This window comes from Paenilisteria riparia FSL S10-1204 (assembly GCF_000525995.1).
GTDB lineage: Bacteria > Bacillota > Bacilli > Lactobacillales > Listeriaceae > Listeria_A > Listeria_A riparia.
In genome coordinates, this window is record NZ_AODL01000023.1 from 1 (window position 1) to 24,477 (window position 24,477).

Sequence of the window (24,477 nt, forward strand, 5' to 3'; positions counted from 1 at the left end):
ATTAAGGAGCGTTTTTAATGAAAATTATCCAAAAAGTGACTGTCAAAACCAAGTTTTAACAGAAAAAAGTAAACAAAAACTATTACATTTTTACTTAGAACAACGTCAGCAATTGCAAAAAGAAAGTGATCAACTTCATTTTGAACAAAAAAAGATGGAGCGTAAACATAAGTATAATCAAGATTCGGTCAATGATTACTTTGGTCGGGAAATCGAGTTACGTCAAGAAAAGCTAAAACTGATTGAATTTCAAGTAGAACAATTAGAGATTTTGCCGCTTGGCAGTGAGATCAGAGAGCAAGAATTAGAAGCACTTTTAGATATAGCCGTAGGAGATACTTGGAACGATAGCATTTTTGCGAAGACGATTGTTGTGAAAGATGATGTAGTAATAGAAATACGCTAGAGGTGAAAGTATGGAACAGATGTTTAATGTAGGAAAAATCGTGAATACACATGGATTAATGGGAGAAGTACGCGTGATGTCGCAAACCGATTTCGCAGATGAGCGTTTTGTCCCTGGAAATGAGTTATTTTTATTTGCAAAGAATAGTAAGAAACCAGAGAAACTAGTTATTAAAACCCATCGCAAACATAAAAATTTCGATTTATTGACGTTTGAAGGCATTATGGGGATTAACAATGTCGAGCGGATGAAAGAAGGCATGTTGAAAGTGCCAGAATCTCAACTTGGCGATTTAGAAGAAAATGAATTTTACTTCCACGAAATCATTGGTTGTGAAGTTTATACCGAAGAAGGCGAGCTGCTAGGAACGATTAGCGAGATTTTAACACCAGGTGCAAACGATGTCTGGGTAGTCCAACAAAAGGGCGAGAAAGACAAGCTAGTGCCTTATATCGCGGACGTTGTGACATCTGTTAACATTGCTGACAAGAAAATCACGATTTCAGTCATGGAAGGATTGTTTGACTAGATGAAAATAGATGTATTGTCGATTTTTCCGACGATGTTTGATGGCATGACAGGCAACTCCATCATTAAAAAAACAATTGAAAAAGGACTCGTTGATGTTTCTGTTACGGACTTTCGGGAATATGCAGAAGGAAAGCACCAAACAGTCGATGATTATCCCTATGGCGGCGGCGCAGGAATGTTGCTAAAAGCCCAACCGATTTTCTCCGCGGTCGAAGCATTGCAAGAACGCACGCCAAATACGAAGCCCCGCGTGATTTTAATGGATCCAGCTGGCAAACGATTCGATCAGAAAATGGCGGAAGAATTTGCACAAGAGGAACATTTAATTTTTATATGCGGGCATTATGAAGGTTACGATGAGCGCATTCGCGAATTTTTAGTGACAGATGAGGTTTCGATTGGGGATTATATTTTAACTGGCGGTGAAATTGGGGCAATGGCGATGATGGATAGTGTGATTCGTTTGCTTCCAGGAGCGCTAGGAAATGCCGACTCGGCCGTCACAGATTCCTTTTCGACTGGGCTGTTAGAGCATCCACATTACACACGGCCAGCGCAATTTCGCGATATGGATGTACCAGAAGTGTTATTAAATGGGAATCATAAGCTTATTGAAGAATGGCGGGAACGCGAGTCACTGCGCCGAACATGGGAACGTCGACCAGATTTACTCAATAATTATACATTGTCCGACCAGCAACTAAAATGGTTAGATGAGATAAAAAGAGGAGTGGATTAAACATGAGTATCTTTAAAAATGAAGAAGAAAACCGCGACGATGTACTAAATCGTGACGTCGGATCCATCACAGTCTCGACCGGACCAACAGCGGTCAACCATGATGTTGTGCAAATCGTTTTTGTACGGAATTATGTACAAGTGGAACCAAAAGTAGGTTGGCAAGCAACGTCTGATTTCTCCGGTTTAGTTCGGGGACTGCAAGAACAGGCACATGAACTTGGCGGAGATGCCGTGTTGAATTGCCATTTTGATGAACATTTTATAAAAGAAGAAGACGGTAAATTGCTTTTCAGTCAAGTAGGCTATGGCACGGTAGTCATGACTAAAATTACTCGATTCTAAAAAAATGGAGAACCGTCCAATTTCGCGGTTCTCCATTTTTATCGTATTTTCCTCTTTGCACGCTCGATGACTTTTTCAAGGGAAGGTAACGGGTCGGGGAGGATTCTTCCGTGCCCTGGAGCCAAGGCACTCGGTTTATATTGCAGAATTTTCTGGGCTGATGCGATGCCAGTTTCTAAATCCCATGTACCCATCGTTGGAAATGGAAAAAGAGGTCGCGTATCACCAGCAATCGCTAAGCCTCCTCGAGTCTGCAATGCATCTCCAACAATCATAATTTTTGAACGATTATCAAAAAGTGAGATAGATCCTGGCGTATGCCCTGGTGTTTCTAAAATCGATAATGAACCGATCATGTCCCCTTCTTGTAGGACTTTATCAACGTTGACAGGTAGTTTTTCTGGATATGAACCTTTGATTGGTTTTTGCGCTTCGAATGCGTAAGGTTCGGGATTTTTTAATAGTTCTAATTCACGTGCAGCGATGCAAATTTGAGCATCTGGATGTGCTTCTTTTACAGCTTTTAGCGAACCAATGTGATCACCGTGGGCATGTGTTAGTACAATCGAACGAAGGGGTAAACCTGTGGCAGCAATGTTTTGCAATATAGTTGTGCGGCTCATCGGCAAGCCTGTGTCAACGAGTGTTAAGCCGTCTTTTTCATGCACTAAATAATAGTTGACTGGAAATAAAGCGGGCAAGGTGGTCAATTGCGTAAGAAAGTTGTGTGTCATTTGTTTCATCCTTTCTTCTTCTGCCTGTTCGTCAAGCCTATCATATCATATTTTAGCCATCAAGAAAAAAACCTTTACACACTATCCGAAATGTGATAAATTAGATTAGTAACTGGACAAAACCAGTTTTATAACGATGTTCCGCTTCATTTACATAATGAAAGAATGTCTGTTGGAAGGAGATGAAGAGTAATGAATTTGTTAATCAATGAAATTACTAAAGATCAGTTAAAATCAGATGTACCTAGCTTCCGTCCGGGAGATACAGTTCGCCTTCACGTGAAGGTTGTCGAGGGAACTCGCGAACGTATTCAGCTTTTTGAAGGTGTTGTTATTAAACGCCGCGGATCAGGAATCAGCGAAACTTTCACAGTTCGTAAAATTTCTTACAGCGTTGGTGTTGAGCGTACATTCCCTGTACACACTCCACGTATCGCTAAATTAGAAGTATTACGTCGTGGTAAAGTACGTCGCGCTAAACTTTACTACCTACGTGAACTACGTGGTAAAGCAGCTCGTATTAAAGAAATTCGTTAAGGATAACGCGTATCCTTATGAAGGTGGTTGGCTCCGTGCTAGCCGCCTTTTTCAGTTGGCATTATATTGCCCACTCTAAGCTTCCGTGTTATAATATTAGTAACAAAATGAAGAGAGGATGATTGGTAATGAACGTGTTTGTATACCCGTACAGAAAGCTTGTTATTCAGTATAAACAAGTGCAATATTTAAAAAACGGCACGACCAAGAATACGGTTCGTTATCGCGAACAAGTACAAGTTTTGCGTAATTTACTACTGCATCCATCCAAATTATTGACAATGAAGAAACAAGACCGCGAGAAAGACTGGCTAAACAAATACATCAACCATTTAAACATGACCGTTCAAAGCGACCGCTTATATAAATTAGCGAAAGAGAAACTAGCTACTTGATTTTAGACCAAGATGTTGACTTTTTAACTATCATTTTAGAAGAACTAAATGCAGAAATGGCTGAAAACAATGTTTATGCAGATGTTATTTTGATCGGCGGCTTATTAGGAAAGTATCTTTAAAAGATGAATTTAGAGAAACAATCGATATCGATTTTATGGTTAAGTAAGTTGTGAATGACAGCTCGTTTCGAAAAGTGTTGGCGAAATTCTATATTGACGAGGTGACTGTAATTGAAATTCCGCCTCCCGAGGAGATAAAGTTCGCCGAAACCTTGCGTTTTTCGAACTTAAACGTACACATACCAACAATCGAATACTTTGCGCTTTCGAAACTATTCAGCACAAGGCAAAAAGACGAGGAAGATTTGAAAGAAACGGGGATTCTAAAGCATAGTAATATTCCGGAATTAGTAAACATGATTGATGACTACAAGGACTATGTTTTAAACCCGAACAACAAAGATTACAATTTTCATAATTTCCATGACTATTTACAAATACACGGTATTTAAATAAAGCCTAGAACAAGCCATTCATCTTGTTCTAGGCTTTTCTTGCAAATGAGCAAAGAATCGCGTATTCTAGCAATATCAAGTAAATGAAAGGAAGTTTTATGATGAAGCAATTAATTCCGTATTTAACAACCGATCATTGTAAGGAAGCGGTGGATTATTATCACGCTATTTTTGGAGGGGAAATCAAGAATTTGCAGATGTCGGATGGTATTCCAGGCTTTGAGGAATATCCGAACAAGGTTTTGCATGCCGAAATCGTTGTGAACGAGCAGATTACACTGTACCTCAATGATATTTTCCAAACACCGGTAGCAGAAGGAAATAGCGTGATTCTAGGCTTAGAGTTCGATTCTGAAGCAGAGATTACGAAAGTCTACAAAGCGTTGGCAGAAGAAGGTTCGATTGAAATGGAGCTACAGGAAGCGTTCTGGGGCGCCGTACATGCAAAAGTAGTAGATAAGTTTGGCTTTAGTTGGGAACTTAATTGGGAGAAATGAAAGAAAAGCCTGAGTAATATATATAATTAAAAATATATTGCCAGGCTTCTCTTATATTATTTGTAATTTTCTACAATAGGGGTGATTTTATCTGCGTAATTGTAGATATCTAGCACCTCTGTGATATCAATTGTTGTTTTTTCATCATCATTCAAAGTAATATATTTGCGACTATTATTTATATAGAGCCTAAGTATCCATTTTCTAATGTTATCATCTAAGATAATATTGAAGTAAGAGCGATTGTCACGGAAATAGATACGGCTGGTATCAATTGAGTTTTTTAAGAGTAGTTTGACGGTGGTAAAGGCTTCTAATTCCTCAGGTGTTGTTTCAATACTATCTTCTTCAATTAATTCTTCCAGGAATTCTTCATCTTCTACCGATGATGTGACGTTATTATTTAGAGCGGCACTTAATTTATTATTAACTTGTTCGGAAATGTATTGCCGGAACCCTCGTTTTACGACGGGTGTGAATTTATCAATGATTGCCTTAGTTTTCATGCCGCCATAGATTTCGCTGATAACAAATTTTACGAAATCTTCACTTGGGTTTTCAATTTCTTGACCGATAAATTTTTTTATATGACCAAGGTACTTCAAATCAGATGCTGTTTTTGATATTGCTTCGATATCGAAGTTATCTTTGTGAAATTTGATAATTTCAGGTATTTGCGTGTCTTGAACATCTGTAAGCCTGAATGTGAAGAAAGGTGTGGGATCCATCTTATTAGGCTCTTCTAAATCCGTATAAATGCGATACTCATCACCATTTGTTAGAATGCCAAACTTAGCAGTAGTTGTACCGAAGTATCTAAATAATTGTGAATCGTGCTTTTTAAGCTGTTCATTTATTGACTTTGCTTCGATTAAAAGAATAGGCTTGCCATCTACTAAAATAGCATAGTCTACTTTTTCTCCCTTTTTTATACCTACATCAGCAATAAATTCAGGTGTAAATTCCAGTGGATTAAATACATCATAACCCAGCAATTGAAAAAATGGCATTATAAGTGATGTTTTTGTGGCTTCCTCAGTTACAATTGACTCTTTTAGTTGCGCAATACGTTCACCAAGTACTTTTACATTAGCAGTAAATTTGTCTTGTTCCATCTAATTTCGCTCCCTATTGTTTTCATATTTTTTTGAGTAAAACTATTAGTCTATCTTTTTAATAGCTGTAGCTAGTTTGATTATAGCATATTTTGTATTGTTTTTTACACATTGGATTGCAAGATGATTTATCAAAACGAAAGAAGAGGAAAATATATGTATACTTTGACGGGGCGTGGAGATTATATTATTGTTGGAAATAAAGAAGGAATGGAGTTTATTTTAACCGGCAACCTCACCAAAGGCGGCTTCATCGCGAACCCAGAAGCCATCCAATCATGGCATAAAAACACGGAAATCACGCCAATTTCTCAACTAGAGAAGGAACAAATCATGACGGCCATCATGCAACAAACCATCCACAGCCCGTTCAAAATTCTTTTCGACGAAACATTTTTTCATGAAAAGTCTTGAAAAGGTTTGAAAACTCTGGTATGATAAGTCTCGTGGTCAAATGAGTAGGTGATTTGACATCTACAGTCTAGCCGTGGTACAATAACTTCTGGTTAATGAAATGACAAGAAAGAAGGAGCATCCCGCTTCTCGCCTCGTGAAATTTATTTTTGCAGGCAAAGAATTGGAATTATGGTTCACTTATGTGAATTTTCTGATGTGCGGGTTTGTAACGAAACCGGCGCTTTTTTCATGCGCTCGCACTTGTTATGAGTAATAAATTATGGAGGTGGCTCACCATTAGCAAAGACATGTTAGTAAATGATGGGATTCGTGCACGTGAACTTAGATTGATTGATCAAGATGGCGAACAGCTGGGCGTTAAAACCAAAGCAGAAGCGCTTGAAATTGCGGAGAAAGCTAATTTAGACGTTGTTCTAGTTGCCCCGACTGCGAAACCGCCAGTAGCCCGCATTATGGACTATGGTAAATTCCGCTTCGAGCAACAGAAGAAAGACAAAGAAGCTCGCAAAAATCAAAAAATCATCGTAATGAAAGAAGTTCGTTTAAGTCCAACGATTGATGAACACGATTTCGATACGAAACTACGTAATGCGCGCAAGTTCCTTGAGAAAGGCGATAAAGTAAAATGCTCTATCCGCTTTAAAGGACGTGCGATTACCCATAAAGAAATCGGTCAGAAGGTGCTTGACCGTTTTGCGAAAGAGTGCGAAGACCTTTGTACAATTGAGCAAAGACCAAAAATGGACGGACGCTCAATGTTCTTAGTCCTAGCGCCAATTCAAGAAAAGTAAAGTTCTAGAGGAGGAAATATTCATGCCAAAAATGAAAACTCACCGTGGCTCTGCTAAGCGTTTCAAAAGAACAGGTTCTGGTAAATTAAAACGTTCGCACGGTTACACAAGTCATATGTTCGCCAATAAATCTCAAAAACAAAAACGTAAACTACGTAAAAGTGCGTTAGTTTCAAAAGGTGACTTCAGACGTATTCGTCAAATGGTCGCTAAAATGAAATAAGCCAGTTTTAATTCGAAAAACTAACACAGAATCTATTTTTGTGAAAACCCATTAGGAGGTAATTTATATGCCACGCGTAAAAGGCGGAACAGTAACACGCAAACGTCGTAAAAAGATAATTAAATTAGCAAAGGGCTATTATGGCTCGAAGCACACACTATATAAAGTAGCAAACCAAGCGGTAATGAAATCTTACCAATATGCTTACCGTGATCGTCGTCAAAAGAAACGTGACTTCCGTAAATTATGGATTGCACGTATCAATGCGGCAGCTCGTATGAACGATCTTTCTTACAGCAAATTCATGCACGGTTTGAAACTTGCTGGTATCGACATGAATCGCAAAATGCTTGCTGACTTAGCAGTACATGACGAAGCAGCATTCTCTCAAATCGCAACACAAGCTAAAGACGCTTTAGCGAAATAAGAGGTTAACAGACAACAAACGAGGAACTATTTCTCAATCGTTGTCTGTTTTTGCGTTACCCGTGATTTTATCGTATACTTGTAGATGGAAATTGAAGAATTAGGGAGGAATAACGAATGGATAAACAGTTACAAATGCTTAAAGAACTAACTGACGCTAAAGGGATTTCAGGAAATGAACGCGCGGTCCGTGAAGTTTTCAAACAATACATAGAGCCACTAGCAGATACATTTGAAACAGATGGATTAGGCAGTGCTATCGCAACGAAAACAGGAGACGCTAACGGTCCTAAAGTAATGATCGCAGGCCATTTAGATGAAGTTGGTTTTATGGTAACGCAAATCGATGAGAACGGTTTTATTAAGTTCCAAACCATCGGCGGCTGGGTTAGCTCTGTTATGTTAGCACAGCGCGTGACAATCGTTACACGTTCTGGCGAGGAAATCACAGGCGTTATCGGTTCTAAACCTCCACATTTGATGACAGCTGCAGAACGTCAAAAAGCATTTGATATTAAAGATATGTTCATCGATGTCGGTGCGGCAAACAAAGAAGAAGTCTTAAGCTGGGGCATTAAACCAGGCGACATGATTGTGCCAGCATTTGAATTCACTGTTATGAAAAACGAGAAATACCTACTAGCAAAAGCTTGGGATAACCGCATTGGTTTAGCGATTGCAATCGAAGTTTTACGCAACTTAAAAGGCGAAAACCACCCAAATATCGTGTACGGCGTTGGAACAGTGCAAGAAGAAGTAGGCTTGCGTGGTGCGAAAACATCGGCTCATCAAATCATGCCTGACATCGCATTCGGCGTTGATGTAGGAATCGCAGGAGATACACCAGGCGTAACAGCAAAAGAAGCAGTTAGCAAAATGGGAGAAGGCCCGCAAATCATTATTTATGACGCGTCTATGATTAGCCATGCCCCGTTGCGTAATTTTGTAACTGATGTTGCAGACGAATTAGAAATCCCGTATCAATTTGAAGCGATCGCTGCAGGTGGCACAGACTCAGGAGCCATCCACTTAACAGGAAACGGCATCCCGTCGCTTTCTATCACTATCGCAACACGCTACATTCATTCCCATACATCGATGCTTCACCGCGATGATTTTACCAATGCCGTAAAATTAATTACCGAAGTTGTCAAACGTTTAGATGCCGATAAAGTAAGCGAAATCCGTCTCGGCTAGTTTTAACTAACAAGGAGGGGCGTCAGCATTGAAATCCGTATTTATTCTTGGTGGAACCGGTCTAATTGGTTATGCCGCGACAAAAGCATTTTTAGACACAGAGGAATATCAGGTAACGACATTATCACTGCCTCCCGTACCAGAAGAGGGCGTGCTTGACCCGCGCGCAAAACATCATTTTGGTAATATGAACGACATGTCAGATGCAGAAATTGTAAAATTGTTAAAAGGGCAGGATATCTTTGTTTTTGCAGGTGGCGTTAATTCACACTTTATTCCAGATAAGCCAGCGAAAGAGTTCTTCTTTCAGGCGAATGTGGAGCCAGTGCAACACTTAGCGCAACTTGCTAGACAAGCAGGAATGTCACGTTTCCTACTGTGCACTTCGTTTTATAATTATTTTCATATGGCTTGGCCAGAACTGCAATTGACAGAGATGCATCCTTATATATATGCGAGTGTCGAACAAGAAATGCGCTTGCTTGAGGAGAATGGTAATGGTTTAACGACTGTTGCTTTGCGCTTGCCTTATGTGGTCGGTTTAGTCCCCAACAAAGTCTCTGCTTGGAAAAACTACGCAGAACGTTTACATCGTTCGGAATTTCCACTATATGTCGACCATCACAACAAAGCGACTGGTGGCTCATGCTACATGACAGCAAAACAGGTTGCCCAAGCCCTTGTCGGTGCTGCAATGGATGCTGTCCCGTCAAAAAGCTTCACATTAGGTTGGCGCAACATGTCCAACGAAGCCTTTCTAATCCAAGCAAGGCGCGTTTTGGCAACAGATATTGAAATCAAAACACTGTCTAAAAAAGAAATGCAAATATTGGCCCGCAAAGAAGCCTATTTGAATGAACTGCACGGCAAAGAGGCGGGGCTTGAGCCAATTGCTTACACCGAACTTCTAACAAGAGCCCTCTACGTTCATCCAATCGAAGCACTTGATGCGCTAGACTATCACGCAGATAATGTTGAATTAGCAATACAAGAAGTTTTTCAAAGCCTATAAGCAAAAAAGATGATGCCCTATTTTGCGGACATCATCTTTTTTCTATAAAATTCCGAGTTGTTGTAAAAACACGAAGAAAATCGCGATTGGACATGCGTATTTTAGCACAAATAGCCATGCAGCGAAGAGTTGGAAACCGAAGGCTCCACCTGATGTTATCTCATTCCATAACACTTGGCGAGGCATTCGGAAGCCAACGAAAATCGCAATTAAAAAGGCCCCGATTGGCAGTAAAATATTCGATGCGATATAATCCGCAAGTCCGAATAAATCTTTTCCAAAAAGCGTCACATTGGCTAAAACCCCAGTGCTAAGCGATGTTGGCACAGCCATAGCCATTACGATGATAACAACGATGCGTAGTACACGTTTTCGCGATTCTGGTCGATTCTCAACAAACGCCGTCACAGGAACTTCAAACAACGAAAAGCTAGAAGTTAGCGCGGCAAACAAGAATAACACTAAAAATAAGAGTAATAACACAATTCCAAACGGCACCTGATTAAAAATTGCTGGCAAAACAACAAACAGTAAACCAGGACCAGCTTGCGGTTCAATCCCGAAAGAAAAAGCTGCTGGAAAAATTGCCAATCCCGCAAATAACGAAATCAGTAGATTCATTAGCGCGATGATGAGCGCGCTACTTGGCAAGAAAACATCCCGTTTTAAATAGGATGCGTATGTAATCATGCCACCAACCCCAACGGCTAGCGAAAAGAAACTCTGTCCTAACGCCTGCAAAATAGCATCCGCAGACAAATCCGTAAATTTAGGCTCTAAAAAATAGACAACTCCATCCATCGCATTTGGCAACGTCAACGAATACACAATCAAAATCAATAAGAATAAAAACAAAGCCGGCATCATCCAACGATTCGCTCGTTCAATTCCAGCAGTAATCCCATTAGATAACACAAACCAGTTAATCCCAATAAAGAGTGCCGTCGCCACAATTACTTGCCACGGGTCATTCGACGTCTCCCCAAACAAAGCTGCCAATTTGTCCACAGAAAGCCCGCTAAGTGCCCCCGTCACTGCTTTCCAAATATAAAGCAACGCCCAGCCACCAACCACACAATAAAAAGCAAGAATAAAGAAACAAGTCACGACGCCAATGCGCCCAGTCCAACTCCATTTCGTATTAGGCGCCAGTTTTTGATACGCAGCAATCGCCCCGCTCTGCGTCCGCCGCCCGATTACGAATTCCCCAAGCAACACCGGTAACCCAATAAAAATCGTAAAGATTGCAAAAATTAAAAAGAAAGCACCGCCACCAGCATTCGCCGTCACATAAGGCATTTTCCACAAAGCGCCAAGTCCAATTGCAGAACCCGCTGCCGATAAAATAAAGCCAAGTTTTGAAGTCCATTGTTCCCGATTTATCTGCATATTATTTCTGTCTCCCCTTTAGTACGTTTTATCTTTAAAGTATTATACCAGTTTTTCCTACACTACCACAACCTTCATTCAAAAAAAGATACTATTTAAATACGATGACTATGCTATAATGAGAAGGAATGGGAGTGTGGTAATCGTGGAAATGATCAAATCAACAAAAAACGAACGCGTAAAAAATTGGCGTAAACTACAAACAAAAAAAAGGCCGTCAACAAGCGTTTTCATATTTAGTAGAAGGGTTTCATTTAGTAGAAGAGGCGCTGCGTCAAGATGGTTTGGTAATAGAACTCATTGTGGCACCAAATGTCAAAATCCCTGAAAGCTGGAATACAGCGAATATCCCGATGTTTGAAGTTAATAAAGAAGTGGCAACAAGCATCAGCGAAACAAAAACCGATCAGGGTATTTTTGCTGTAGTTCAAATGGAGGATCCCGAGATTCTGATGCTATTCGGAAAGAAATTCCTTCTTTTAGATGGCGTGCAAGACCCAGGGAATGTTGGAACCTTGATTCGTACCGCGGATGCTGCTGGATATGACGCTGTTATTCTCGGGCATGGAAGTGCAGACTTGTACAATCCAAAAGTCATCCGTTCTACGCAAGGAAGTCATTTTCACATACCAGTTTTGCAGGCGAATTTATTGCACTGGGTTGAACGCCTAGAAGAAGAGGGCGTGCCAATTTATGGCGCTGTATTAGATAAAGAAGCAACAAGATTACAAGATGTGGAGCCACGAGAATCATTGGCACTCATGGTTGGAAACGAAGGTAACGGCATACGAGAAGAGCTACAAACACGAATTGCACACAAAGTCTACATTCCAATTTATGGTTCTAGTGAGTCATTAAACGTTGCGGTAGCAGCTGGAATTTTAATGTATAGCTTAAGGAAATGAATAACAGCACAAACTAGGAGCTTGATTCCTAGCTTGTGCTGTTTTGTCAGTTAGTCGGGTAATTTCACTTCTTCAATTAATACAGGTTTTAGTGCGGATTTTACGCCTCCGATGAAACTCTTTGCGCCCCAATCAAGCTTATTTAGCAATGTGTTACTAGAACCGTCAATAGAAATCATCGTGACTTCTGTGACATGGTTGAAATCGTGCACAACAATAAATAAAGCAGCAGGATTACTTGCGTGAAAATTAGCTCGCTCATACGTTAACATGCCTTGCGAAAAATCTCCGAATTGGCGTAGCTCTTCAAAGACAAGTTCGTTAGAAGACTGGGAGAATTTGATTAAGTCCATCGTTTCAGCAACATTACCTTGTACGACATATCTTGATTGTGCCATGATTATTCCTCCAATACGCTTTTTTGGATGGTTGTTTGTGTCACTTTTATTTTACGCCAGATGAGAGTAATTTTCAATATGTCTCTTTACTTATTAATTGTAAGTCGCAGAGGTTAAATTAGTTACTTTCTAGCTCGGATATGTTACAATGTAAGCAGAGGTGAGGACTATGAAAGAAGAAACGCATACTATGTGTCCGAAGTTTGAGAATGCTTTCTCGCTTTTAGGAAAGCGTTGGACAGGTCTAATTATTAACGTATTACTGGATGGACCAAAGCGCTTTAAAGAAATCGCAGGTGAGATTACCCAAATGAGTGATCGTGTGCTAGCTGAACGTTTAAAAGAGCTAGAAGAATCTGGAATTGTCGTACGCGAGGTATATCCCGAAACCCCCGTTCGCATCGAATATGTTTTAACAGAAAAAGGGAAAGGCCTTGAGAAAGTGATGCTGCAAGTACAAGACTGGGCCGAAACTTGGATCGAGTTAGAACCGGAAACAGTAAATTAACTTGAAATGTCACTGGAAACATACTATAATGAAGTGCAAGCAACCAAATATGGATAAAGACGTTGAAGGAGACAAGTAACGTTACCAAGTCATTGTTAGGGAGAGGTTATCTTAGACTGCAAGTAACCTTAGTGATACGTAATGCGAACATTTCAGCTCTGGAGTCGCTGTCGGGATTTTGTATAATGAATGACAGATCGGTGTGAAGCCGTTATTGGAATGAAGTGGATGGCTTATTTAGCTGTCTATTAGGGTGGTACCGCGTGATTATAACCTCGTCCCTTTGTGGATGGGGTTTTTTATTTTGGCCAAAAAGAAGGAGTGAAGTAGTGTGTTAGATCAATTAGAACAACTGAAACAAGAAGCTGTGGCACAAATTACGGCAGCTACAGACTTAGTAACCTTAAATGACCTACGCGTCAAATATTTAGGTAAAAAAGGTCCAATGACAGAAATCATGAAACAAATGGGCAAACTATCAGCAGAAGAACGTCCAAAAGTTGGCGCAGTGGCTAATGAAGTTCGCGAACAACTAACGAATGCTATTCAAGAAAAGCAAGATGGACTTCAAGCCGAAGAAATCAAAAAGCAGTTAGCTGGCGAAACGATTGATGTCACGCTACCAGGTACATCGGTGCGCGAAGGCACAGCGCATTTGTTGACGCAAGTCGTTGAAGAAATTGAAGACTTGTTCATCGGTATGGGCTACACGGTTGCAGAGGGTCCAGAAGTAGAAAAAGAATATTATAATTTCGAAGCACTCAATTTGCCGAAAGATCACCCAGCACGCGATATGCAGGACAGTTTCTACATTACAGAAAATACGTTATTACGTACGCAAACATCGCCAGTACAAGCACGCGTAATGGAGAAACACGATTTTGCCAACGGTCCGATTAAAATTATTTGTCCTGGTAAAGTTTACCGTCGTGATAACGATGACGCGACACATTCCCATCAGTTCACGCAAATCGAAGGGCTCGTTGTCGACGAAAATATCACGCTTGCTGATTTAAAAGGAACATTAACCGTTCTTGCGAAAAAAATGTTTGGTGAAGATCGTGAAGTAAGATTGCGTCCAAGTTTCTTCCCATTTACTGAGCCTTCTGTTGAGATGGATATTTCTTGTTTTAAATGTGGTGGAGAAGGTTGCCGCGTTTGTAAAGGAACAGGTTGGATTGAAATTCTTGGTTCCGGCATGGTTCACCCAAACGTATTAGAAATGTCAGGTATTGATTCGAAAAAATATAGTGGCTTTGCATTTGGTATGGGACCTGAGCGGGTTGCCATGTTGAAATATGCGGTGGACGATATTCGCCATCTATACATGAATGATTTACGCTTTACAAAACAATTTTCGGTGAAAGAATAAGGAGGCGACAGGTTGATGTTAGTATCATATCAGTGGGTCAAAGAATATTTCCCAAACTTAGCGGTCTCAGCAGAAGAGCTAGGAGAACGCATTACACGCGGTGGGATTGAAATAGAAGGTGTGGAACATTTAGACGCAGAATTATCAGGCATCGTTGTCGGCGAAGTGTTAACATGTGAGAAACATCCGAATGCAGATACATTAAATAAATGCACAGTTGATGTAGGTGAAGCAGAACCAGTACAAATAATTTGTGGGGCGCCTAATGTTGCAGCTGGTCAAAAAGTAGTCGTAGCAAGAGTTGGTGCCAAACTTCCAGGTGGCATTAAAATTAAACGTGCAAAACTACGCGGCGAAGTATCAGAAGGTATGATTTGTTCTTTACAAGAACTCGGCTTTGAAGGAAAAACAATTCCAAAAGCAGTTGCCGACGGAATCTTTGTATTACCAGAAGAAGTTGCCGTTGGTTCTGATGCTAGTGAATTGCTAGGCTTAGACGATGCGATTTTAGATATGGCAATTACACCGAACCGCGCAGATGCATTAAGCATGATTGGTGTAGCCTATGAAGTTGGCGCGATTGTCGATCAAAAACCTGAATTAAAAGCTATCCCAACTTCTGAAACACAAGGCGATGTGGCTGATTATGTGACAGTTCGTGTTCAAGATGCGGATACGACACCGTTTTATGGTATGCAGGTAATCAAAGATGTTACAATTGGAACATCACCATTATGGCTACAAACCAAGCTGATGAAAGCTGGAATTCGTCCGCATAATAACGTGGTAGACATTACGAATTATATTTGTTTGAAATACGGACAACCGCTTCATGCATTCGACTATGCACGACTTGGTAGCAAAGAAATCGTTGTTCGTTTAGCTACGGATGGCGAAGAAATTGTGACATTAGATGGCGAAACACGCAAACTTAACGCAGGTCATACGGTAATTACAAACGGATTAGCACCAATTGCTATTGCAGGTGTGATGGGCGGCGAATCTTCCGAAGTCATCGAAACAACAACGACGGTTGCGCTTGAAGGTGCCATTTTTGCAAGCAGTTATGTTGGAAAGGCATCACGTGAACTTAATTTGAGAACTGAAGCAAGCATTCGTTACGATAAAGGAAGCGATGCCTGGAAAGTAGAGCAAGCGTTGCAACACGGCGCAGCACTTATCGCCGAACTAACTGGTGGAACCTTAGTCGGTGGTATAGCAAGCGTTGATAATCGCGAAAAAGTAGCCAAACAAAATTGAAACAACTTTAACACGCATTAATCGTGTTTTGGGAGCAGAAATAAGCGATGCTGAAATCGTATCTATTTTTGCTAAATTACAATTTGATTTAGAAGTCAGTGGCGATGAATTAGCAATAACTGTACCATCACGTCGTTGGGATATCACGATTGAAGCAGATATTTTTGAAGAAGTCGCGCGTATTTATGGCTACGATAAAATCCCATCCACACTTCCAATCAGTATTTCTGCAGGTCATTTAACAACAGAACAAGCAGCGCGTAGAACAATCCGCAGATACCTAGAAGGTGCAGGGCTAAATCAAGCATTGACGTACTCATTAACAAGTAAAGAAGCCGCAACCCAACTAGCTCTATCCGAAGAAACAGCGGTAGCATTATCTATGCCAATGAGTGAAGAACATAGCCATCTGCGTACAAGCATTGTCCCACAACTTCTAAAAGCAGCGAGCTATAATGTAGCAAGAAATAACAATAGCGTATCGCTTTACGAATTAGGCACTGTATTTTACGCAACAGAAGGTGATAACTTGCCACTTGAAACGGAGCATTTAGCAGGTCTTATTACTGGTAATTGGCAAGAAAATGACTGGCAAAAACAAGTGAAAAAAGTCGACTTCTTCGTGTTAAAAGGTATCATTGAAGGCGTAGTAACTAAACTTGGCTTGACAGACCAACTAGAATGGAAACAAGCTGAAAAACAAGACTTACATCCAGGAAGAACTGCTTCCATCTGGCTTGCGGGTAAACAAATTGGGTACGTAGCCCAAGTTCACCCATCACTTGCTGCAGAACTAGATTTAAAAGAAACATATGTCTTTGAACTAAGCGTAGCAGAGCTTTTAGCAGCACCGAAAACAGCTGTCACATACCATACAATCCCAAGATACCCAGCTATGACACGTGATATCGCGTTATTAGTGAGCAAAGAAGTCAGTCAAGCTGCATTGGAAAATGAAATCAAGTCCCAAGCAGGCAAACTCCTTCATAACATTCAATTATTTGATATTTTCGAAGGTGAGAAATTGGGTGCAGACAAGAAATCAATGGCCTACACATTAACATTCCTTGATCCAGAGCGCACACTTACGGATGAAGAAGTTACAAAAGCCAATCAAGCTATCGTATCGGCGTTAGAATCTAAATTTGATGCAGTGATTCGCTAAATAAGTGTTCAAAAACTGTTCTTTTCGAATTAGAAAAGAGCAGTTTTTTTGCGCTACCATGAAAAATAAGGTATATTAAACAAATAGTTTAGGGGGTGAACTTGTTTTGGAAAACAAGAAAGTTAAGCAACTCATAAAAAGCTACGAAGAAACCTACATATTTGCGACACGACAGCTTCATGACGCGATTGCCGAACAAATTCTAGGCAAGCAAGGTATCTCTTTTGAACAATTTCTAGTGCTACGTTATTTAGCGGAACACGGAGTTTGTAGCCCAAACCATTTAGCAACAGTATTGAGCGTTCACAAAAGCGCTATTTCGTCCAAAATAAATCGGTTACTAGAAAAAAAACTTATTCACCGTGAAAAAAACCATAAAGATCAGCGCGTTTTTGTGTTAACAGTTACAGAAGATGGGGAAAAGGTATATCAGGCGTGTGAGCAAAAACTAGAAAATCTCGTATCCAATTGGCTGGAAATTCTAGGCGAAGAAGATAGTGAACAATTTTTAACACTGTATAAAAAGATATCTGAGTCAGTCATCCAAAAAACAAAGGGGGAGTAAAAAATGAAATGGATTGTAAAATTTAGATGGCCAATTGTTGCAGCATGGCTAGTAGTCATGGCTGTCCTTCTCTTTACAGCACCGAATATGGCTGATTTAGTCCGTGAAAAAGGAGAAATTAAGCTTCCTGATGGCTACCCATCTTCACTGGCTACCGAAATGGAGAAAAAACATAACCCAGACAAACAGGGACAAGCCTACATCGCTGTTTACACATCCGATAAAAAATTAACGAAAACAGACGTAAGCAATATCGAAGACTCACTATCTTCCATTGAAGAAAATAAGAAATCCTTACACATTACAAGTGTCGTAGATAGTTTCAACCAACCAGAATTAAAAGATAAGTTCCTATCCAAAGATGGAAAAACAATGGTAGCCACACTAAATGTCGTAGCTGGAAAAACCCCGGTAAAAGAAATCCGTAATGACATTGATAAAAAGATGGATATCAAAGGAGTCGACACGTATTTAACTGGAAATGCGTTAATTCAAGAAGATGTCGTGCAAAGCTCTGAAGACGGTGTACATAAAACAGAAGGTATCACAATCGTCTTTATTCTAGTTGTATTAGTGCTTGTATTCCGTTCTGCTGTAGCACCCTTTATTCCGTTATTAACTGTTGGTATTAGTTACCTAACAAGCCAAGCAGTAGTATCATTTCTCGTCGACAAGTGGGATTTTCCGGTGTCGACATACACACAAATATTTATGGTCTGTATCCTATTTGGAATAGGTACAGACTACTGTATTTTGCTGATGAGTCGTTTTAAAGAAGAAATAGGCAGTGGCTTATCTGGAAAAGAAGCTGTATTTGCAACCTATCGCACAGCAGGAAAAACAGTTATTTACAGCGGTATTGCAGTATTAGTTGCTTTTGCCTCTTTAAGTTTCGTTCAATTCGAGCTCTATCGTTCTGCGGTAGCAGTTGCTGTTGGAATTGTTGTGCTCCTAGTGGCACTTTTCACTATTGTTCCATTTTTCATGGCAACTCTAGGAACAAAGCTATTCTGGCCACTCAATAAAAATGTCTCCCATAAAGAAAATAAATTATGGGGTGCCGCAGGAAAATTCACTTTCGCAAGACCATTTTTAGCATTGTTAATTGTTGCAGCTATTACAGTTCCGCCGATTATCCTATATACAGGCAATTTATCGTTCAACTCACTAGACGAAATAAGCGATAAATACCCATCTAAGAAAGGATTTGACGTAGTTTCAGACAGTTTTGGAGCTGGTCAAGTTGCACCAACAACTGTTTATTTAGAAAACGATGACCCGATGAAAACAAGCGAATATCTGGCATTACTTGAAGAAATTTCAACGGACCTCTCGCATGTTAAAGGCGTCGATATGGTGTTAAGCGCTACAAGGCCTACAGGTAAGCGACTTGATGATATCTATGTCAAGGATCAGAGCAAAAAAGTAGGTGACGGGCTAGATGAAGCCGGAAATGGTATTGGTACTATCCAAAAAGGACTATCCGAAGCCAGCACCGAAATGGCGAAATCTGAACCACAATTAAATGAAGCAGTGAAAAGCATCGGCGAACTTCAATCGGGAACGGCTGCAACAAAAGAAGGCGTAGACCAACTACAAGCCGCGTTAACGCAAATCTCAACTGGAATCAAGGCGGGTGCATCTGGTGCAGGAGATTTAGAACAGGGCGTTAAAACAGCACGCGAACAACTGACAACCCTGCAAAACGGACAGAAACAAATCCAATCTGGTTACGAACAGGTCGGCACAGCACTTCAAAAAGTAGCTGATCAAACCGCTCAGTTCCAAAATCCTGCCAAACCAGCAATAGATACTTCTGCATTAAATATGATGATTAGCGATATGGAAAATGCGATTAACACGTATAAATCCAATCACCCTGTAGACCCACAATTTACCGCAATCATCCGTAATTTTGAGAAATTAAAACAAGCAACAGGAGCGCTTCAACCGCAAATAGAGGCACAAATCGAGCAAGAAATGACCAAAGCTAAACAACAAATGACAGCTTTAAATCAAGGCATTCAAACCCTAGCTTCTACAATGTCACAACTCAACGAAAAAAATGCACAAATAACACAAGGTTTGACGGCGTTTAACAGCGGACTAGGTCAAATTGATACAGGTTTAACGCAACTTGAAACGGGCCTAAATCAAGCGGCCACAGGACAAGACCAAGCAATAGCAAAAATGCCTGAAATATCCTCAGCATTAGCACAATTAGCCGCAGGACAAGGCCAATTGCAAAGCGGATTTTCAGCGATGACAGGTCAAATTGGCGAACTAACAAACGGCTTAAAACAAAGTGCTGATGGTTTAGGTCAAATTCAGTCAGGTATTACAGGGGCTAATGATTTTGTCAAGAATTGGTCTACTGTCCCATATGATGAATCAGGTATTTATGTTCCAGACCAATTAGTAAATAATTCAGATTATCAAAAAGTGTTAGATCAGTATATGTCATCAGATGGTAAATTGGCTACACTAAATCTTGTATTAACGAAGAATCCGTATTCTGATGGAGCTATGGATGCCATTGATGGTATTAACAATCAGCTGAAATCGAGTTTACAAGGAACTAAGTTAGAGAATGCGAACATTGGAATCGGTGGAATGACAAGCATTAACTATGATACTCGCGACATGTCAAGTGCTGATTATCACCTTGTACTTATGTTTGTACTTACAGGCGTGTTCATTGTCTTAGTAATCGTATTACGCTCTCTTGTGATGCCACTTTACTTGATAGCTTCTCTGGTGTTGACCTATTTTGCATCCATCGGGATTGCAGAGATTATTTTTGCTAGATTCCTTGGCTATGACGGGCTAACTTGGGCGACACCATTCTTTGGATTTGTTGTTCTTGTGGCGCTCGGAATCGACTACTCCATCTTCTTGATGACACGATTCAACGAGTACCACGGAATGCCAATTCGCGAACGGATGATATTAACGATGAAAAATATGGGCGGCGTTATTTTCTCAGCGGTTCTCATTTTAGGCGGAACTTTTGCAGCGATGATGCCGGCTGGTGTACTATCACTACTAGAAATCGCCACGGTTGTGCTCATTGGATTATTGCTTTACGCGTTTGTCGTCTTACCGCTATTCGTCCCAGTCATGGTTCGGCTATTCGGTCAGGCCAATTGGTGGCCGTTCATCACTCGCAAAAATGATCATCAAGAAAATGTAAAACCAAAACATCCATAAAAATAAAGACGATTGGGCAGTTTAGCGACTGTCCAATTTTTTGAGTTGCAGTTATTTGACAGGGAAGATAATTTATTATAAAATACGAACATAAGTTCTGTCAAGAGGTGAATGGAAATGAAATATACAGATGTTCTATATGGAGAGTTTGAGATAGATGGTGTGCTTGAAACCTTAATTAAATCAGATGCAATGCAACGTTTGGCAGGGGTTCATCAAGCGGGGGCAGCCTATTTGGTTCAACGGAATTGGACCGTTAATCGGCTAGAACATTCTGTTGGTGTCATGTTACTAGTTAAGAAGTTTGGTGCAAAGCTAGATGAACAAATTGCGGCATTGCTGCATGATATATCACATACTAGCTTTTCACATGTTGTTGACTATTTGATGCAAGATAAAGAGGAAGGATACCATGACAGTATTTTTATAGAGACTTTAGAAAAGAATGGTATAACCGCAATGGTTGATGTGGAGTCACTGGGTTTAGATGATTTGACACGTTATACATTGTTGGAGCAACCTAGCCCTTTGTTGTGCGCGGATCGGATCGATTATTTTTTGAGAGATATGCTGGTTTATGGGCATATAAATCGCTGTGAAGTAGATACTTTTTTAGGAGCGCTTTGCGTGATTGATGGACGTTTTGTTATAACATCGGAAGATATAGCTTTATGGTACATTCGGAACTATGAGCATTATGTTTCCTTCGTTTTACTAGAGCCAAAGAATGTCTACAGCGCTTGGAAAATGTCCGAAATACTACGCTATGCGATGAAAAAACACTATATAGAAATAGATTTGCTAAAACAAAGTACAGATAATAACATTATTGCGCATTTGCAAGGAATACACGATACACATTTACAAAGAGAACTTGCGATGCTACATCCAGGTATAGCGGTTGAAATAAACAATCAAACCTACGACTTTTATATGACAGGCAAAACACGTGTTGTGGATCCGTTGGTGCTTACAGAACGGGGAGTTGTACCAATCTCTACAATAAATAAAGAAGCACAAGAAAGTATTCAATTTTTGGAAAAACAGTTTGAAATCGGTTCATTTATTCGTCAGATACATGTATAATTGTAGTATCAAGAATAAGTGGGGGCGACAACATGATTCAATTAGGAAATGATTGGGATACACTTTTACAAGATGAGTTTACCAAAGACTATTATTTGCAATTACGAGAATTTCTGAAAGTGGAATATGGCAATCAGAAAGTATACCCAGATATGTATGATATTTTTAACGCTTTGAAATACACGGCGTATAAAGATGTAAAAGTAGTTATTTTAGGACAAGATCCATATCATGGCGCAAATCAGGCACATGGAATGTCTTTTTCAGTGAAGAAAGGTATTCGGACGCCGCCTTCTTTAGTGAATATATATAAAGAATTAGCAGATGATTTAGGTTTGCAAATACCGAACAATGGCTATTTATTGCCGTGGGCTCAACAAGGCGTACTGTTATTAAACACGGTGTTGACAGTTCGAGAAGGACAGCCTAACTCCCATGCAAATCGGGGGTGGGAGCAGTTAACAGATACTATTATTTCGCTTATTAGCCAAAAGCCAGAACCCGTTGTTTTCTTGTTATGGGGAAATAATGCGAAATCAAAACAGAAACTACTGCAAAATTCAAATCACTTAGTTCTGACCTCGGTACATCCAAGTCCATTGTCAGCAAATCGCGGTTTTATGGGGTGTCGTCATTTTTCAACAAGCAATAAGTATTTAGAAGATAATGGAGTTTCTCCGATTTTTTGGCAAATTCCCAGTGTGTGAGGGCGCAAAAAAGTCGAATCACTAGTGGTCATGATTCGACTCTCATATAGGAAAATGATTAATTAGTAGTGTGCGATAGTCGCTTAGCTTTATCTGTGTTTGCAAAATGCCATTTTACATATTGCTGAAGTGTCGCAATTCCTTTGGTATCGATGATATTGGCTGCGACTTGGTCCACTTTGGAACTTGCGCCCTTGGGTAGAGATATACCAAGTTCACGTTCCATCTCGTGAAAAGCTTCGACAAATCGTGAGCGAGCAATGATAGATGCAGCTGCGACGGAAAGGTGAAGGCCTTCCGCTTTTGTAGCAAAAAATACATTCTCGCGAACAATAGAAGGTTCTTTTGCTAAATAGCGATAGTATGTATTTTTCTCTGCAAATTGGTCAATCAGGACAGCATCTGGTTTAATAGGTTGTATTTTGGCAATGACGTTTTCTAAAGCACGATTATGGAGGATTGCTTTCATTTGACCTTGATTCATTCCCTTAGCCTGAAGGTCGTTATATTTGGGATTTGGCAAAAGTAAGAGGCTATGTGGCACAACAGGAATTATTTTTTTCGCAATGGCACAAATTTCTGGGTCTGTCATCGCCTTCGAATCCTTTACTCCGAGTTGTTTAAGTAGGGGCATCATAGCTTGATCCCCATAGCATGCCGCAACTATCATGGGGCCGAAATAATCGCCTGTACCAACTTCATCGGAACCAACAACGTTTTTATTTGCAAATCCAACTGGAAGTGCGGATGCTGACTTTGAACTGCTTGGTTTTATTTTTGGTGCTGTTGGACTTCCCCATTTTGCTGCTTCCATTTCGCCCTTTACGCCTTGGAACATGACTTTTCCAGACTTATAAGCAGTGATGGAAAGACCAGCTTTCTTTACAGCAAATATAGCGCCAGGTGGTATTTTATCGGACATGAAAGACAAGTAAGCTTTTTGCATGGCTTCGATTTGACTAGGTGTAGCTTGGATAACGGTGTTTGCGATTGGAATCATCTACTTTCTCTAAAGTTTCCCTATTATTCTACCATAATAGGGGGCATTGTTTCATACTTAAGGCTGAAATCGTTAAGGATTGGAACATTTGCTCTTTTCTTCGTTTGCAATTCATGATAAGATGAGGTACATGTAGGATATTGTGTTTGAATGAGGAGGAAGACAGATGGCAGATAATACTAGAAATAAATTGACAACAACAATCTATGGCAGAGAATATATCATTGTTGGTGTTGAAACAATAGACCACCTTCGCCATGTTGCGCGTCTTGTGGATGAAAAAATGCATGAAATCGGTTCGCAAAATCGTTCTTTGGACAGTGGCAGATTAGCTGTTTTAACTGCTGTCAATGCCACACATGATTATCTGAAACTTGAGGAAAAATATCAAGAGCTGGAGAAAGAGCTAGCTCGGCTTAAAGGAAGAGAATAGATGATCTTAAATGTTTTAATAATAATTTTTTTTAGTTAGTGGGTTTTTTAATGGATATCGAAATGGTGTTTTACGACAATTAATCATTACAATTGGTTATTTACTGTCTTATTTTGTAGCGTATAAATATTATGAAATGTTAGCGCCACATCTTACATTTATCCCGTATCCGCAGTTGGATAAAGCGAATGATTTGTATGTGCTATTAGAGACTCTCCATACCGAAAACGCGTACTATAATAGTATTGCTTTTCTACTGATTTTTATTGTAGCAACTATAATTGTGCACATGATTGCTTCGCTTTTTAAAGGTGTAACGAAAGTGCCGGTTTTACGTCAAGTGAATGGGCTGATTGGTGCCCTTTTAGGAGTTTTAACCACGTATTTACTGATTTTCTTGGTTTTGTATGTTGGAGCAATTTTTCCAGCAGAGTGGGCCCAAAAAGCGATTACTGGTTCTTCTGTAGCGGAATGGATATTGAAGAATACGCCGTGGCTCTCGGAATCGTTTTATAATTGGATGACTAGTATGTTACCATAGAATTTTTAGATGTCAGCGAAAAGCTGGGGCTGCTCAGTTCCAGCTTTTCTGCTTGTT

The 24,477-nt window shown here is 40.1% G+C and carries 26 protein-coding genes, 4 pseudogenes and 2 other annotated features; of the genes and pseudogenes, 25 read left to right on the forward strand and 5 right to left on the reverse strand.

The genetic code is table 11. The features are described 5' to 3' along the window. Nucleotides 1-17: 17 nt before the first annotated feature. From PRIP_RS11780 to PRIP_RS11795, 4 genes and pseudogenes are all read left to right on the forward strand, one after another. Nucleotides 18-406 (forward strand): annotated as a pseudogene (locus PRIP_RS11780) (YlqD family protein). Nucleotides 407-416: 10 nt separating this feature from the next. Then, entirely contained in the window at nucleotides 417-935 is a 519-nt protein-coding gene (rimM, locus tag PRIP_RS11785; RefSeq protein WP_036101341.1) for a ribosome maturation factor RimM, read from the forward strand. Beyond that, a complete protein-coding gene (trmD, locus tag PRIP_RS11790; RefSeq protein ID WP_036101342.1) occupies nucleotides 936-1,676 on the forward strand; it encodes a tRNA (guanosine(37)-N1)-methyltransferase TrmD in 741 nt (246 codons plus the stop codon). 2 nt (nucleotides 1,677-1,678) lie between these two features. Beyond that, the gene (locus PRIP_RS11795) at nucleotides 1,679-2,020 is read left to right on the forward strand and encodes a hypothetical protein (protein WP_052008889.1); all 342 of its coding nucleotides are present in this window, start codon (nucleotides 1,679-1,681) and stop codon (nucleotides 2,018-2,020) included. 38 nt (nucleotides 2,021-2,058) lie between these two features. On the opposite strand, the gene PRIP_RS11800 is transcribed toward PRIP_RS11795, so the two are convergent. Beyond that, the gene (locus PRIP_RS11800) at nucleotides 2,059-2,763 is read right to left on the reverse strand and encodes an MBL fold metallo-hydrolase (RefSeq protein WP_036101343.1); all 705 of its coding nucleotides are present in this window, start codon (nucleotides 2,761-2,763) and stop codon (nucleotides 2,059-2,061) included. Nucleotides 2,764-2,946: 183 nt separating this feature from the next. On the opposite strand from PRIP_RS11800, the gene rplS reads away from it, so the two are divergent. The 5 genes from rplS (at nucleotide 2,947) to PRIP_RS11820 (ending at nucleotide 4,700) form a co-directional block, all read left to right on the forward strand. Next, nucleotides 2,947-3,291 carry a 50S ribosomal protein L19 gene (gene rplS / locus PRIP_RS11805; protein ID WP_036085606.1) on the forward strand — a complete coding sequence of 115 codons (345 nt, stop codon included), beginning with the start codon at nucleotides 2,947-2,949 and terminating at the stop codon, nucleotides 3,289-3,291. A gap of 128 nt (nucleotides 3,292-3,419) precedes the next feature. Further along, nucleotides 3,420-3,686 carry a hypothetical protein gene (locus tag PRIP_RS11810; protein ID WP_036101344.1) on the forward strand — a complete coding sequence of 89 codons (267 nt, stop codon included), beginning with the start codon at nucleotides 3,420-3,422 and terminating at the stop codon, nucleotides 3,684-3,686. Next, the gene (locus tag PRIP_RS18000) at nucleotides 3,683-3,808 is read left to right on the forward strand and encodes a hypothetical protein (protein WP_277620096.1); all 126 of its coding nucleotides are present in this window, start codon (nucleotides 3,683-3,685) and stop codon (nucleotides 3,806-3,808) included. The genes PRIP_RS11810 and PRIP_RS18000 overlap by 4 nt, the downstream gene beginning before the upstream one ends. 50 nt (nucleotides 3,809-3,858) lie before the next feature. Next, nucleotides 3,859-4,200 carry a DUF6036 family nucleotidyltransferase gene (locus PRIP_RS11815; protein WP_036101345.1) on the forward strand — a complete coding sequence of 114 codons (342 nt, stop codon included), beginning with the start codon at nucleotides 3,859-3,861 and terminating at the stop codon, nucleotides 4,198-4,200. Between the two features lie 101 nt (nucleotides 4,201-4,301). Further along, nucleotides 4,302-4,700, forward strand: coding sequence for a VOC family protein (locus tag PRIP_RS11820; protein WP_036101346.1), 399 nt, complete (start codon nucleotides 4,302-4,304; stop codon nucleotides 4,698-4,700). Between the two features lie 56 nt (nucleotides 4,701-4,756). Here the strand turns inward: PRIP_RS11820 and PRIP_RS11825 are convergent, their stop codons facing one another. Next, a complete protein-coding gene (locus PRIP_RS11825; RefSeq protein WP_036101347.1) occupies nucleotides 4,757-5,815 on the reverse strand; it encodes a type I restriction endonuclease in 1,059 nt (352 codons plus the stop codon). 156 nt (nucleotides 5,816-5,971) lie between these two features. Between PRIP_RS11825 and PRIP_RS11830 the strand changes: the two genes are divergently transcribed. The 6 genes from PRIP_RS11830 to PRIP_RS16345 all read left to right on the forward strand — a co-directional run bounded on the left by PRIP_RS11830 (nucleotide 5,972) and on the right by PRIP_RS16345 (nucleotide 9,881). After that, nucleotides 5,972-6,229, forward strand: coding sequence for a hypothetical protein (locus PRIP_RS11830; protein WP_036101348.1), 258 nt, complete (start codon nucleotides 5,972-5,974; stop codon nucleotides 6,227-6,229). A 103-nt stretch (nucleotides 6,230-6,332) separates the two neighbouring features. After that, nucleotides 6,333-6,465: a sequence feature (ribosomal protein L20 leader region), on the forward strand. Between the two features lie 42 nt (nucleotides 6,466-6,507). Beyond that, nucleotides 6,508-7,023, forward strand: coding sequence for a translation initiation factor IF-3 (infC, locus tag PRIP_RS11835; RefSeq protein WP_103035007.1), 516 nt, complete (start codon nucleotides 6,508-6,510; stop codon nucleotides 7,021-7,023). A gap of 22 nt (nucleotides 7,024-7,045) precedes the next feature. After that, complete coding sequence (gene rpmI, locus PRIP_RS11840) at nucleotides 7,046-7,246, forward strand: 50S ribosomal protein L35 (RefSeq protein WP_036072786.1); 201 nt, start codon at nucleotides 7,046-7,048, stop codon at nucleotides 7,244-7,246. A 67-nt stretch (nucleotides 7,247-7,313) separates the two neighbouring features. Next, nucleotides 7,314-7,673 carry a 50S ribosomal protein L20 gene (gene rplT / locus PRIP_RS11845; RefSeq protein WP_036085597.1) on the forward strand — a complete coding sequence of 120 codons (360 nt, stop codon included), beginning with the start codon at nucleotides 7,314-7,316 and terminating at the stop codon, nucleotides 7,671-7,673. Nucleotides 7,674-7,789: 116 nt separating this feature from the next. Next, nucleotides 7,790-8,869, forward strand: a complete 1,080-nt coding sequence (locus tag PRIP_RS11850) for a M42 family metallopeptidase (protein ID WP_036101349.1) — start codon at nucleotides 7,790-7,792, stop codon at nucleotides 8,867-8,869. Between the two features lie 28 nt (nucleotides 8,870-8,897). After that, on the forward strand, nucleotides 8,898-9,881 hold the full coding sequence (locus PRIP_RS16345; protein ID WP_052008893.1) for an NAD-dependent epimerase/dehydratase family protein: 984 nt from the start codon (nucleotides 8,898-8,900) through the stop codon (nucleotides 9,879-9,881). Nucleotides 9,882-9,923: 42 nt separating this feature from the next. Here PRIP_RS16345 and PRIP_RS11860 read toward each other — a convergent pair whose 3' ends face one another. After that, entirely contained in the window at nucleotides 9,924-11,270 is a 1,347-nt protein-coding gene (locus tag PRIP_RS11860) for a sodium-dependent transporter (RefSeq protein WP_036101350.1), read from the reverse strand. A 145-nt stretch (nucleotides 11,271-11,415) separates the two neighbouring features. Here PRIP_RS11860 and PRIP_RS11865 point away from each other — a divergent pair. Continuing rightward, nucleotides 11,416-12,175: pseudogene (locus PRIP_RS11865) on the forward strand (TrmH family RNA methyltransferase). A 50-nt stretch (nucleotides 12,176-12,225) separates the two neighbouring features. Here PRIP_RS11865 and PRIP_RS11870 read toward each other — a convergent pair. Beyond that, entirely contained in the window at nucleotides 12,226-12,573 is a 348-nt protein-coding gene (locus tag PRIP_RS11870; RefSeq protein ID WP_036085591.1) for a DUF6054 family protein, read from the reverse strand. Nucleotides 12,574-12,742: 169 nt separating this feature from the next. Between PRIP_RS11870 and PRIP_RS11875 the strand changes: the two genes are divergently transcribed. From PRIP_RS11875 to PRIP_RS11905, 7 genes and pseudogenes are all read left to right on the forward strand, one after another. Continuing rightward, nucleotides 12,743-13,081: a winged helix-turn-helix transcriptional regulator gene (locus PRIP_RS11875; RefSeq protein WP_036085590.1), complete on the forward strand. Its 339-nt coding sequence runs from the start codon at nucleotides 12,743-12,745 to the stop codon at nucleotides 13,079-13,081. A gap of 53 nt (nucleotides 13,082-13,134) precedes the next feature. Continuing rightward, nucleotides 13,135-13,367: a binding site (T-box leader), on the forward strand. Between the two features lie 45 nt (nucleotides 13,368-13,412). Beyond that, on the forward strand, nucleotides 13,413-14,453 hold the full coding sequence (pheS, locus tag PRIP_RS11880) for a phenylalanine--tRNA ligase subunit alpha (RefSeq protein WP_036101351.1): 1,041 nt from the start codon (nucleotides 13,413-13,415) through the stop codon (nucleotides 14,451-14,453). A gap of 15 nt (nucleotides 14,454-14,468) precedes the next feature. Continuing rightward, nucleotides 14,469-16,878: pseudogene (gene pheT, locus PRIP_RS11885) on the forward strand (phenylalanine--tRNA ligase subunit beta). 106 nt (nucleotides 16,879-16,984) lie between these two features. Further along, nucleotides 16,985-17,443 carry a MarR family winged helix-turn-helix transcriptional regulator gene (locus tag PRIP_RS11890; RefSeq protein ID WP_036101352.1) on the forward strand — a complete coding sequence of 153 codons (459 nt, stop codon included), beginning with the start codon at nucleotides 16,985-16,987 and terminating at the stop codon, nucleotides 17,441-17,443. A 3-nt stretch (nucleotides 17,444-17,446) separates the two neighbouring features. Further along, nucleotides 17,447-20,653, forward strand: a complete 3,207-nt coding sequence (locus tag PRIP_RS11895; protein ID WP_036101353.1) for an MMPL family transporter — start codon at nucleotides 17,447-17,449, stop codon at nucleotides 20,651-20,653. 117 nt (nucleotides 20,654-20,770) lie between these two features. After that, nucleotides 20,771-21,739, forward strand: coding sequence for an HD domain-containing protein (locus tag PRIP_RS11900; RefSeq protein ID WP_036101354.1), 969 nt, complete (start codon nucleotides 20,771-20,773; stop codon nucleotides 21,737-21,739). Nucleotides 21,740-21,771: 32 nt separating this feature from the next. Next, complete coding sequence (locus tag PRIP_RS11905; protein WP_036101355.1) at nucleotides 21,772-22,446, forward strand: uracil-DNA glycosylase; 675 nt, start codon at nucleotides 21,772-21,774, stop codon at nucleotides 22,444-22,446. A 58-nt stretch (nucleotides 22,447-22,504) separates the two neighbouring features. Here PRIP_RS11905 and rnhC read toward each other — a convergent pair whose 3' ends face one another. Then, a complete protein-coding gene (gene rnhC / locus PRIP_RS11910) occupies nucleotides 22,505-23,437 on the reverse strand; it encodes a ribonuclease HIII (RefSeq protein ID WP_149023819.1) in 933 nt (310 codons plus the stop codon). Between the two features lie 175 nt (nucleotides 23,438-23,612). Here rnhC and zapA point away from each other — a divergent pair, with 175 nt between their 5' ends. Together zapA and PRIP_RS11920 are read left to right on the forward strand one after the other, a co-directional pair. After that, nucleotides 23,613-23,879: a cell division protein ZapA gene (gene zapA, locus PRIP_RS11915; RefSeq protein WP_036085583.1), complete on the forward strand. Its 267-nt coding sequence runs from the start codon at nucleotides 23,613-23,615 to the stop codon at nucleotides 23,877-23,879. Beyond that, nucleotides 23,880-24,420 (forward strand): annotated as a pseudogene (locus tag PRIP_RS11920) (CvpA family protein). Nucleotides 24,421-24,477: the final 57 nt, after the last annotated feature.